This is a genomic window from Virgibacillus sp. 6R (assembly GCF_001895305.1).
GTDB classification, from domain to species: Bacteria; Bacillota; Bacilli; order Bacillales; family Amphibacillaceae; genus Virgibacillus; species Virgibacillus pantothenticus.
On sequence record NZ_CP017762.1, the window covers coordinates 998,891 to 1,011,353 of the forward strand.

A 12,463-nucleotide genomic window follows, 5' to 3' on the forward strand; every position below is an offset into this window, starting at 1 on the left:
AACAGTTTCTAATCACTAATCACTATTTAACTACTCCTAGTATACGTACTGCTAAAAACATTCGTCAACATTGTGAATATTATCTGTAACTCGAATTATAACGACTTCAGGCCTCTGTCCCTACTGCTTCTGATTTTGTATCTCTACTTCCATTTTTTCTTCATAATACCTTTATTAACTCGTTACTAAATGCCTGTGTTCAACAACAATTTGCCCATTTTTAATCACTGTATCTACATGATTCATCCCATATTGATATGAAAGGGTTAAGTAATTAGGGACATCAAATATTGTCAGATCCGCTTTTTTACCGACTTCAAGACTGCCAACTTCATGAGCACTACCAATGGCATGCGCAGCATTCATGGTCGTCGCTGTTATTACTTCCTCAGGTGTCATTCCCATCTTTAAACAGCCTAAATTCATAATGAATTGCAACGACAGGGTAGGTGAAGACCCTGGATTGGCATCTGTCGATAACGCAACAGCAACGCCGCTATCAATCATTTTCCGTGCTTGAGCAAATTCAGCCATTAGAAAGAATGCAGTACCTGGAAGTAGCACGCCAACAACATCTTTTTCTGCCATTTGCTGAATTCCCGCTTCGGACGCTTTTAGTAAATGATCGGCAGAAATAGCACCAACTTCTGCAGCTAATTCAGCCCCGCCATATGGTTCAATTTCATCAGCATGAATTTTAGGGATAAGCCCGTATTGTTTACCAGCTTCTAAAATGCGCCTTGATTGTTCAGGCGTAAATACTCCACGCTCACAGAACACATCATTAAATTTAGCTAAATGACGTTCAGCTACTGCTGGAAGCATCTCGTTGATTACTTTATCAACAAACTCCTCTGGCTGATCCTTTTCTGAGATTGGAACCGCATGTGCTCCCATAAATGTTGATACAATATCCACCACATGATCCTGATTTAACTTTTCTGCTACTTCAAGTTGCTTTATTTCGTGCTCTGTAGTGAGTCCATAACCACTTTTCGCTTCCACTGTTGTTACACCGTTTAGCAAAAATGTATCCAATCTCTTTTTTGATTCTTGATATAGTTGCTCAAAGCTAGCTTTTTGCGTTGCCTCCGTTGTTGCATGAATACCGCCGCCAGCATTCATAATATCCATATACGTTTTCCCTTTTAATCGCATTGCATATTCATTCTCTCTCGTGCCAGCATGAACGAGATGCGTATGTGGATCAATTAGACCAGGAGTAACCGTTTTTCCTTTTGCATTAACTTCTTTCGCAATAACAACTATTTCAGGATAAGCATTTCTTATCTCTGCTTCTGACCCTACGGCGATAATTTTACCATCCTTTGCTAGTACGCTTCCATTTTCAATCAAGCCTATGTTTTGCATCGCTTCTCTCTTAGCGGATTTTTCCGAATGACCTTGCATTGTAATCAGTTGTGCTGCGTTTTTTACAAATACAGTATTTGACATGTATAACGCTCCTTTATTCCAAAAATTCGTTCAAAATCTATGAAGTTAATTAGAAATGATAATAAGGTACGTTTTTATAAGTAAAAAGTGTTATAAAGTGAACCTTCCAGCAGTGGGGGTTTGTAGTCCAAGGGTATGACCTAAAGACCGCTTACGAAATAGGGCATTTAGGTGCTGTTATCTCCCACATAGACTTGTTGTATTATAGATTCGCCAATTCTTGAAATGGGAGTCTTACAGCACCTTATATGCGGGATAATTCATCGTGTCATTTCCTAGACTATTAAAAAGCTATTTAACTAAAGCATTGGTATATGAATCCCTTTTTCTTTCGCTGTCTTTTCAGCAAGTTCATAGCCCGCATCAACATGACGGACGACTCCCATTCCAGGGTCTGTCGTTAATACCCGTTCTAGTCTTTTTTCAGCGTCCTTTGTTCCATCAGCAACAATAACCATACCTGCGTGTAGCGAATACCCCATGCCAACGCCTCCGCCATGATGCACACTTACCCAGCTAGCTCCTCCAACACTATTAATCAATGCATTTAAAATCGGCCAATCCGCCACCGCATCACTACCATCCTTCATAGATTCTGTCTCCCGATTTGGTGATGCCACAGAACCCGAATCTAAATGATCCCGACCGATTACGATTGGTGCTTTTAAATCTCCATTTGCAACCATGTTATTAATAATTTTTCCAAACCGCGCTCGTTCACCATAGCCAAGCCAACAAATACGAGAAGGAAGACCTTGAAATTGAATTTTGTCTTTCGCCATTCGAATCCATTTACAAAGTGATTCATTATAACTAAATTCTCGTAAAATAACTTCATCTGTTTTATAAATATCCTCTGGATCCCCAGACAATGCTACCCAACGAAATGGACCCTTACCTTCACAAAATTGAGGCCGAATATAAGCTGGTACAAAACCTGGGAAATTGAAGGCATTTTCTATCCCTTCATCTTTAGCAACTTGGCGAATGTTATTTCCATAATCAAAAGTAATTGCGCCTTGTTGTTGCATATCCAACATGGCTTGCACATGTTTTGCAATACTTTGTTTAGCTTGCGCAACGTAGTTTTCTGGATTGCTGTTCCGCAATGCAGTTGCTTTCTCTAGTGTCATAGCAACTGGTACATAGCCGTGAAGCGGATCATGAGCTGAAGTTTGGTCTGTTAAAACGTCTGGTACAAATCCTTTTTCCAACATAACCGGTAGAATCTCCGCAGCATTCCCTAACAATCCAATGGAAAGTGATTTCCCCTCCATTTTTGCTTCCTTTGCAAGCTGTATTGCTTCATCTAGACTCTCCGTGGAGGTGTCTAAGTACTTCGTCTCTAATCGACGTTTTATTCGTACTGGATCCACTTCGATGGCGATACAAACTCCTTCATTCAAAGTGACTGCTAGAGGCTGAGCCCCACCCATACCACCAAGTCCTGCAGTTACTGTAATTGTTCCTTGTAGCGTTCCAGAAAAATGCTGTCTCGCGCATTCAGCAAAAGTTTCATATGTTCCTTGCACGATTCCTTGACTACCAATATAAATCCAACTTCCAGCTGTCATTTGCCCATACATCATTAATCCCTTTTGATCGAGCTCATGAAAATGAGCCCAGTTGGCCCATTTAGGAACTAAATTAGAATTGGCAATCAATACTCTTGGAGCATCTTTATGCGTGCGAAATACTGCAACTGGCTTTCCCGATTGGATTAATAAAGTTTCATCATCTTCTAATTGTTTCAACTCATGAACAATCGCTTGATAACATTCCCAGTTTCTAGCCGCTTTTCCAATTCCCCCATAAACAACTAATTCCTCTGGATTTTCTGCTACTTCTGGACTTATATTATTGTTCAGCATTCGTAAAGCCGCTTCTTGTAACCACCCTTTTGTATGGAGCTGTGTTCCTTTATATTGCTCTATATTGATTGCAGACTTAGCTTGCATATATAACTGCCTCCTTATGTTAAAATTTATTTATTCAAAAGCTAAATGGTGCTCATCCATCAGTTGTGCAGGTAATGCAGTTTTACTTAGGGGACTTTTATTTGTCTATATTTCCTCTCTTTTTGTAAGCCCTTGCATAAATTCTGCTATATAATAAGCTGCTAGTTTCGTAGTCTTGCCATTTTCATCTAACACCGGATTCGTCTCGGAAATATCAAAACTTAGCAATCTTTCCTTTCCCGCTATATAACGAATCAGACTACGTACTAGCTTCGCATCTAAGCCAAACGGAGATGGCGCACTTACCCCAGGTGCTTCTGCAGCTTTTATAGCATCCATACAAAGCGTCAAAATGAGATAATCAAATTCACTGGCGAATTTATCAATCACCTGAAATGTATGTGTGCTATTTTGAACTTCCTCCTCCGTCAAATAAGTACATCCATACTCATCTGCTGTTTGAAAAAGGCTTCGTGTATTGCCAAATGGCTGAATCCCTAAACATAAGTAACCGGCATATTGATCCTGTTGTAAAACTTGTCTAAACATTGTTCCAGAAGAAGGAATAGCTTCATCTCGTAAATCAAAATGGGCGTCAATATTAATTATTCCTAATGTAGCATTTGAAGGAATAAATTGGCGCACTCCTAAATAGTGTCCGTAAAACGTTTCATGCCCGCCCCCTAAGATAATCGGTACATATCGCTCATCTAGCATTTTAGATACACAAGTGCCTAATACTTGCTGAGCTTCTTCCATCTTGTGTTCTAAACAAGTTACATTTCCAACATCAACTACCTGATCAATCGCTAAATAAAAAGGCAGACTGGATAAACGTTTTCTTATTTCATTCGGCCCTTTCGCGGCTCCAATTCTTCCTTTATTCCGCCGCACACCTTCATCACACTCAAAGCCAATTAATCCAACTGAGAGGCCCTTTTTTACTTCCGGCAAACGGTCAACATGTTTCTCCTTAATTACTTGGTGCACTCGATAGCTATCAACTTCTTCTAGACTATCTATTCTTCCTGTCCATATATCTTTATTAAGTTCTTTATAAATAACAACCACCTCTAAAAGGGCATATTTTTTCGAAAATACAAACTTCCTTTAATTTTTATTTTAAATAGGATAATATATAATTACAAATACATATTATCTATATATTTATAGCTTGAATTGATAAATGCTTTTTGTGATAGGGCAAAACTAATAGCAGTCTCGCTTAAATAAAACTTTCATTTTTCGGAAAATATAGGATAAAAAAAGCGATTGGTTCGGAATAATTTACATCAAATCGGAGGACTAAATATGGATTTCAGACAGTTAATCTATTTTATTACAGTTGTTGAGCATGGAACGTTTACAAAAGCTGCAACTGCTTTGCATGTTTCCCAACCATCATTAAGCGCTTCGATAAAAAAATTGGAAATAAATACAGGTCTGCAATTACTAAAAAGAAATACAAGGAGTCTGGAAGTTACCAAAGAAGGATATATTGTTTATCAAGAAGCCAAAAAACTATTTCATCATTACAACCATGTTAACAAAGAAATACAGCGCTTAAAACAACATGGACCACAGGAGCTTTCCATTGGCTTAATTGAATCAGCCAATTTTTGGGTACCAAAGATACTCCAGCGATTTAGAAAAACGTACCCTCAAGCAAAAATTAAGCTGCACGAGGTCTTAAGCCTTACTGATGTGGAAAAATCCTTACATCATTTTGATATTCACCTTGCGATAACAAATCAATATGTAAAGAGTCACGATATCGAAGCCACTCCCATTTATGAAGAACAATTAGTTGCCATTCTACCTAGGAAGCATCGATTATTGCAAAAGCAAACAGCCTTAGAAATGAAGGATTTTCAAGACGAAGCATTTATTATTTGCAAAGAAGGATTTCAAACACGCGCGGATATTTTAAATGCGTTTAATAAAGCTGGTATCACTCCTGCTTTTGCTTTTGAAATTGAACGATTTGAAACGGCTTGTCGGCTCGTTGATGAGGGTTTAGGAATTACTATTCTACCAGAAACCTATGTAAAGCATGAAATCAATGGTACCTATCAGATCAAATCGATATCTGATTCCAACATCTCACGTCATGTTTACATCGCATATGAAAAAAATCATTATTTACCGCCCATCGTAGTACATTTTATCGACTTAATTAAGAACTTTTTCTCTGAATCAGATTAGCAATTTTCCCCATACTATCAGCATCTTATCTACAACTTGTATAGTTGAGTAAACTTGGTTACTTTGTCTAACGTAAGCGTAAAATTTCATACCACCACTCTAATAACTTAGTTTGCTCATCCGCTAACGGAAAGCTATCTAACGAGAAAATAAAAGGTAAATGGCTGAATGAAGGCGTATATAAAAAACGATACGCCATAAGCACTTAATCAAATTTTTTCCAAATTAAAACGACCAGTTCCTAAAAAAGAACTGGTCGACTGGATTATTTGCTTTACAGGCCACAATTGCCGTATTTGTAATAAAAAGTTTTAAACCACCACTTCGCCAAGTGGGTGTTTGCAGAAGCTGTTCTGTCTTCCGCTCAAAGACGGCACGACATTAAAACTCCGATATAAAACTCCCTATTCCTTCATTAGAGGTTAAAACTTAATGAAATACGTACATTGCAGCTTGTAAATTTATTATACCACCATCCAATAAAAATTCAATAAGAAAGGTAACTAATGAAGCTATTTCTACATAGAAGCACACTTGTCTTTCATAAGCTGTTCACATTTGTACATATGTGCATTCATACACTAAAAAAAAGGAACCAGAATTTATTTTCTTACTCTGGCAAGCCTCGCCCCATCTCATTTTAACAAGTGTTTTCGCCAATCGCACATCAGAAAATAATGCTCCCATAACTCTTGTTCTAAATTTTTGTATTTTTCTTTTTTGCCCTATCTTCAAGCTGTGACTTCGGACGTTGATCTTTTTCATCCTCCGTCAAGCCTTGAGGGTTTACACTGCTTTGAATACGTTTCTTACTATATGGATTATTTTCACTTTTCATAGACCACACCTCCATACATTATTGTGATCTAGTAGTCCATTTCATATGCAGCTTTTTTGCTTTATATGGACAATACACAAAGGTGGGTCATTTAGGAAAGATAGATGCGTTTACGTTGATGCGATTTCTTCTTCTTAGGCGGTGTATAGCCATGCTGAAAAATCTTGCCACTTTGAATCTGGTAAGCTGTCAATAACCCCTCGATCGTATGTTGTCCACTTTCGTGTAACGCTTTTGAAAGAAGCTTCGCTGCTACACGTGCGTCTTCTAAAGCGTGGTGATGATCGAAAGGAATTTGATGGTATGCTGCCAAAGTATCTAACTTGTAATTATGTAATTGTGGCCATAGTTGTTTCGAAAGCATCACTGTGCAAAGATAACCCAGATCTGGATAAGCTAATTGAAAATGATCTAATGTATGTCTTAAGACACTCATATCAAAGCTAGCATTGTGTGCAATAACCATGCCTTGCTGTAAATATGTTTGGAGGACTGGCCAAATATCAGAAAACGTTGGAGCATATCGGACATGCTCTGGCGTAATACCATGTATTTGCATATTCATTGTTCGAAAATCTGTAAGTGGATTGATTAAGCTATAATATTCATCTACTATTTGTAGTCCATTAGAGACGACAATACCAACTGCGCAAGGGCTTGTCCGTTTTTCATTTGCAGTTTCAAAATCAATCGATACGAATGTCATTTATTCACCACTTTCTATGATTGAAATCTTGTAGTTCATATTAGAAAAAAGGTAAAAGTCTAGGAGCTTTTGAAACCCAAGTGGAACAAAGGCGCGGGGCGCCCGTTTAGCAACATAGCGAATGGAACGAATCAACTAAGATAAAGGAATCACGGTGAGGCGACGAACCGATGAGGCCTTATCGTAGGGCGCATTTCTAAAGTCGCATCGTTGCTGGGCTCATGAGCTGGACGTGACTATTCGGTTATTTCATTATCCATAAGCACCTAAGTTTATACTTTCTTATTCTGTTAAAAAATCCGTTTTACGAGATCTCTAATATATCCCACGCTGTTATAATTCCTAATAAACGGGAAGAAGGTTCCCCATCCGTTGTTATAAGTAACGCTTCTAAACGCTTACCTCTACTTGTGTGCTCTTTAAATAATTCAATGGCCTCATACAGCGTTGTATCTTGAGCAATAAATCGGGAATTTTCATTGTTTTCAAAAGGTAGAATATCCTTTAATTGATAGGTACTTTCAAGAGTTTCCTCGCGCTGGCCAATACTTGCCAGCCAATTGGTAATTCCTTTTTGTGTAAGTAACCCCAGGTACGTCTTGCTTTCATAAATAGGAAACTTAGATAGTTTCTTTTCATGGATTACTTTTAATAATTTACTTAATTCGTTATCACTTTGAAAGCAATACACATACTTCTCAAACGTTGGAGTAACGAGCTTAGGTTTTCGCAGTTCCTCTTCAATAGCCTCTATTTTTTCAACAATTTCATCGTGTGGTTCTGCTATTGCATAGGACATGTCCACTTTATTATGAACGATTGCATTGCGAAGCTCCGCAAATTCAAGCAGCTCATCACTATATTGACGTACTAATGCGTTTGAATTTCGTAAAATCTTTACTGCCTTGGAAAAGCTAGCATCTTTCTTATGTATCATTAACGAACGAAGCATTTTTTCTATTCGATTAAAAGAGGTTAAAAACCGTTCTGAGTTTTTGTACATATGTCCCTTCTCCCAACATGAAATACGACTTTATTTTTATTGTATCCATTATCAAACGAATTAAAAAGACGGACAACCCAAATCTCCATTAACCAGCAGCCCATATATAATCAGTTCGTTTTAAGCATGCCTGTTTGTGCTAATGCTCGAATTTTATCCACGATCGCCTGCTCCCCATTCGTTTGATAAGCGATCTGCTCATCAGCAAATGGAGCTAAACGATCATGGTAATCAATCATCACCGCATAAGCAGCATACTGAAACATGGAAATATCATTTGCATCATTTCCAAAAGCAATATAGCTGTTCTCAGTAATTCCTAATGTTTGTAAGGCATTCCATTTATGAATATGGTTAGGGCTTAAGTCAATTAAGCGTTCGTTACAATGTTCGTGAACCGTTATATCCAATTGTTGTAATTGATCGACAAATGTGACGTAATCATTCATGGTAACGATTAATACTTTCACTACAGATGACAATTGTTCAACTGAGACTTGCTGTGCCAATTTCCCTTGATCGATATTATTAACAATCGGGTGATCTATTGGTCCTGTATAGGCATAATTCCAATCACCATCAATGAGGAAGGTAGCTTCTTGCTCCTCTATTAATTGTAAAACCGTCTGGAGTTGATCTTTAGTAAATGTTCGTGCATACAATAACTTGCCGTTTTTATAAATTAATGACCCATTTCCGCCAATAAGTGTATAGGAATGAAAATCCTTCGGTAAAACGGGAAGCATATCCCTTATTGGTCTGGCAGATGCAAACATAACATCTTCCTTATTCAAATCTTTTAAACATTGGACAATACCATTAGAAAGAGGCTTTCCTTTAAAACAAATTGTTCCATCCAAATCAAACACAAATTTCATGGTTACACCTCGTCGGCCTATTTGTTGTAAAAAAGCTTGAAGCTTCTTATTCGTCTAGCTAAAATAGTGCATAAAGTAAGTATGGGAGACGAACCGATGATGACTTATCGTAGGGCGCATTTCTAAGGTCGCATCGTTGCTGGGCTCATGCGCCGGACGTGACTAGTCGGTTATTTCGTTATCCACAAGCACCTCATTTTATAGTCCTATATAACGAAAAAAATATTGCATAGCTATATCATATCCCTAAGATACGACTTTAGCAATTAGCACAAATCATCCTAAAACAATAATTTTAGTTAACAAATAGCTTAAATTTATTGACAATATGCAAAGTTCTGCTATGCTGTAAACTATTATTCAGAAAAAACACAACGAATTTATCCATTTTGAAAGGAGAAAACCATGCAAGCTGATAAACAACTACTTCGAATTCCTGGACCTACACCTATTCCGCCTAGTGTCCAACGCGCAATGTCTCAACCAATGATTGGTCATCGCGGGCAAGAAATGAAGGAACTAATAAACACGGTAAAAGAAAAACTGAAGCCTATCTTCGGAACACAAGAAGATGTATTGATTTATACCGCAAGTGGTACTGCAGCACTGGAAACCGCGGTTATAAATGCCGTTCAGCCCGGAGATGAAGTACTCATTATTGTTACAGGAGCATTCGGCGATCGTTTTACTAAAATTTGTGATGAATATCACATGAAAGTACATAAATACGAGGTCACTTGGGGAGAGGGTGCTGAACCAGAACAATTGGCAGTTTTATTACAAAAATTACCCAACGTAAAAGCTGTATTTGCGACTTTTTGTGAAACTTCTACAGCCGTTTTAAACCCCATTAAAGAACTAGCTAAGGTAGTTCACCGTGAATCCGATGCATTATTCATTGTCGATGGGGTATCTTGTATTGGAGGAACCGAAACAAAGATGGATGAATGGGGGTTGGATATCGTTGTTACAGGCTCGCAAAAGGCGATGATGCTGCCAGCAGGGCTTGCCTTTATAGCTGCCAGTAACCGCGCATGGAAAGTCATTGAAGCAAATCCACATGCCAGATTTTACTTAGATATGCGAAAATATCGTGATAAGCTTCAAAAAGACTCAACCCCATTTACACCGGCTGTCTCTTTGTTACAAGGATTAAAACAAGCTTTAGCTTTAATGGACGCAGAAGGACTTCATTCTATTTACGAGCGCCATGAAACAATGAAAGTCATGACTCGAGCAGCCTTTAAAGCTTTATCTATTCCATTACTGACGGCAGATGTTCATGCTTCACCTACAGTTACTGCTGTAAAACCAGACGACTTTGCAGCTGAAGAATTAAGAAAAGTTGTCAAAACGAATTTTGGCTTAACCTTAGCTGGAGGGCAGCAACATTTAAAAGGGCAAATTTTTCGAATTGGTCATATGGGCTATTGTTCTCCAGCTGATATATTACAAGTAATAGGCATTATTGAAATTGGCCTCCAGCAAATTGGCAAAACAATTGATTTAGGTTTAGGAGTAAAAGCAGCGCAAACCGCTTATTTAGAAATGAAGCTTTGAAGCTATTATATTTCTGCTACCTATTAAAGTGACTATTTCTTATATATCTCATAAATACATTCGACAACGATTTTTATAGAGCTACTTATTTCTTCTAAGATGTAATCATATCTTGGAAGTTATCAATCTTTTTATTTGAGTTAATGAAGCACATCTATTGTAAAACGAATTCTATTGGGAGGAAGAGAGATGGGATTTAGAGTATTAATAGCAGATCCTTTGAGTGAAGAAGGAATTGCACCATTACTAGAATCAGACGATATTCATCTTGATTTAGGGACAGAATGGACAAATCAAGAACTGCTTGAACGAATCTCCGATTACGATGCACTATTAGTACGAAGTCAAACACAGGTAACCCGTGATCTTATTACGAAAGCAACGAATTTAAAAATCATTGGTAGAGCTGGTGTAGGTGTCGATAATATCGATTTAGATGCTGCTACAGAGCATGGAATCATTGTGATCAATGCACCGAACGGAAATACGAATTCCGCTGCTGAACACACGATGGCAATGATGATGGCTCTATCTAGAAAAATTCCACAAGCTTATCTGTCTCTCAAAAACAGACAATGGGACCGAAAAAAATATATCGGTATCGAACTAAAAAATAAGACATTAGGTATTATCGGACTTGGTCGAATTGGCGCAGAAGTTGCTTATCGAGCAAGGGGGCAGCGTATGAACATTATAGCTTACGATCCGTTTTTAAGTGAAGATCACGCAAATAAATTAGGAATTAAAAAAGGGAACATTGAAGACGTGTATCAGCATGCTGATTTTATTACCATTCATACACCGTTATTAAAAGAAACACGACATCTTTTAAACAAACAGGCTTTCGAAGCGATGAAAGATGGTGTTCAGATTATTAATTGCGCCCGAGGCGGAATTATCGATGAGGAAGCACTGTATGAAGCAATCCAAGCTAAAAAAGTAGCTGGAGCTGCTCTCGACGTGTTTGAAGAAGAGCCATTTTATGAGCACCAATTATTAGAATTACCTGAAGTAATTGCTACCCCTCACTTAGGTGCAAGTACGATTGAAGCACAGGAAAGTGTCGCTATTGATGTGAGTGAAGATGTAATCCGCTACGTGCATGGGGAGGCAGTTCGGAATCCGGTCAATCTGCCTTCCATCCCAAGAGAAGCTTTAAGTGAAATTGAACCCTATTTCCTCTTAGCAGAAAAACTTGGTCAGTTTCTTATACTTTTAGCAGATGAGCCCGTTGAACAGATAAATCTTTACTATTCTGGAGATGTGGCTAAAACAAAGATTGGTCCAATTACGCGAAATGCGGTAAAAGGGCTGTTAACTCGCCACTTGGGAGACCATGTGAATGATGTAAATGCACTTTATCTTGCGGAAAAAAGAGGCGTAACCATTCATGAAAACAAAACTTCTTCAACACAAGGCTTTACGAATTTAATTCGAGTCGAAATAGTTACCAAGTCAAAAAAGAGAAGTGTGGCTGGAACGTTGCTTAACGGGTTAGGGCCAAGAATTGTTAAAGTAGACCATTATAGCGTTGATGTAACACCAAAAGGTCATCTTCTAGTTATTCATCACCAAGATCAACCTGGTGTTATCGGTAAAATGGGTAGCTTCTTAGCTACAAAGCATATTAATATTGCAACTATGCAAGTAGATCGTGCGGATATTGGAGGCAACGCCATTATGGTGATGACTGTGGACCGGCATATTGAAAAGAATGTGCTGGAAGCTTTGAAGCAGCTAGAAGAAATTCATGATGCCATTTCTATAGATCTATAAAAGGTTTATTTAGATGGGCTGGGACATAAGCAAATACTATATAGCAAAGGCCGAACAATCTATTTATCATTGTTCGGCTTATTT

General features: G+C 38.1%; 10 protein-coding genes and 1 other RNA gene. 3 read left to right on the forward strand and 8 right to left on the reverse strand.

Annotation, left to right across the window (positions count from 1 at the left end; translation table 11 throughout):
* Positions 1-174 precede the first annotated feature (174 nt).
* The 3 genes from hutI to hutG form a co-directional block, all read right to left on the reverse strand.
* Positions 175-1,455 carry an imidazolonepropionase gene (hutI, locus tag BKP57_RS04590; protein WP_072741064.1) on the reverse strand — a complete coding sequence of 427 codons (1,281 nt, stop codon included), beginning with the start codon at positions 1,453-1,455 and terminating at the stop codon, positions 175-177.
* Positions 1,456-1,754: 299 nt separating this feature from the next.
* The gene (hutU, locus tag BKP57_RS04595) at positions 1,755-3,413 is read right to left on the reverse strand and encodes a urocanate hydratase (RefSeq protein WP_072741065.1); all 1,659 of its coding nucleotides are present in this window, start codon (positions 3,411-3,413) and stop codon (positions 1,755-1,757) included.
* Positions 3,414-3,518: 105 nt separating this feature from the next.
* Positions 3,519-4,475 (reverse strand): formimidoylglutamase, encoded by a 957-nt coding sequence (hutG, locus tag BKP57_RS04600; protein WP_050350439.1) that lies wholly within the window; start codon positions 4,473-4,475, stop codon positions 3,519-3,521.
* A 249-nt stretch (positions 4,476-4,724) separates the two neighbouring features.
* On the opposite strand from hutG, the gene BKP57_RS04605 reads away from it, so the two are divergent.
* On the forward strand, positions 4,725-5,618 hold the full coding sequence (locus tag BKP57_RS04605) for a LysR family transcriptional regulator (protein WP_050350135.1): 894 nt from the start codon (positions 4,725-4,727) through the stop codon (positions 5,616-5,618).
* Positions 5,619-5,892: 274 nt separating this feature from the next.
* On the opposite strand, the gene ssrS is transcribed toward BKP57_RS04605, so the two are convergent.
* From ssrS to BKP57_RS04630, 5 genes are all read right to left on the reverse strand, one after another.
* A non-coding RNA gene (gene ssrS, locus BKP57_RS04610) (6S RNA) lies at positions 5,893-6,076 on the reverse strand.
* 239 nt (positions 6,077-6,315) lie between these two features.
* Positions 6,316-6,456 carry a small, acid-soluble spore protein L gene (gene sspL, locus BKP57_RS04615; RefSeq protein WP_072741066.1) on the reverse strand — a complete coding sequence of 47 codons (141 nt, stop codon included), beginning with the start codon at positions 6,454-6,456 and terminating at the stop codon, positions 6,316-6,318.
* Between the two features lie 91 nt (positions 6,457-6,547).
* Positions 6,548-7,162: a 3'-5' exonuclease gene (locus BKP57_RS04620; RefSeq protein ID WP_050350134.1), complete on the reverse strand. Its 615-nt coding sequence runs from the start codon at positions 7,160-7,162 to the stop codon at positions 6,548-6,550.
* Between the two features lie 304 nt (positions 7,163-7,466).
* Positions 7,467-8,165 carry a CBS domain-containing protein gene (locus BKP57_RS04625; RefSeq protein WP_050350133.1) on the reverse strand — a complete coding sequence of 233 codons (699 nt, stop codon included), beginning with the start codon at positions 8,163-8,165 and terminating at the stop codon, positions 7,467-7,469.
* Between the two features lie 110 nt (positions 8,166-8,275).
* Positions 8,276-9,043, reverse strand: coding sequence for an HAD-IIB family hydrolase (locus BKP57_RS04630; protein WP_050350132.1), 768 nt, complete (start codon positions 9,041-9,043; stop codon positions 8,276-8,278).
* Positions 9,044-9,448: 405 nt separating this feature from the next.
* Here BKP57_RS04630 and BKP57_RS04635 point away from each other — a divergent pair, with 405 nt between their 5' ends.
* Complete coding sequence (locus BKP57_RS04635) at positions 9,449-10,603, forward strand: pyridoxal-phosphate-dependent aminotransferase family protein (protein WP_050350131.1); 1,155 nt, start codon at positions 9,449-9,451, stop codon at positions 10,601-10,603.
* 189 nt (positions 10,604-10,792) lie between these two features.
* On the forward strand, positions 10,793-12,379 hold the full coding sequence (gene serA / locus BKP57_RS04640) for a phosphoglycerate dehydrogenase (RefSeq protein ID WP_050350130.1): 1,587 nt from the start codon (positions 10,793-10,795) through the stop codon (positions 12,377-12,379).
* Positions 12,380-12,463: the final 84 nt, after the last annotated feature.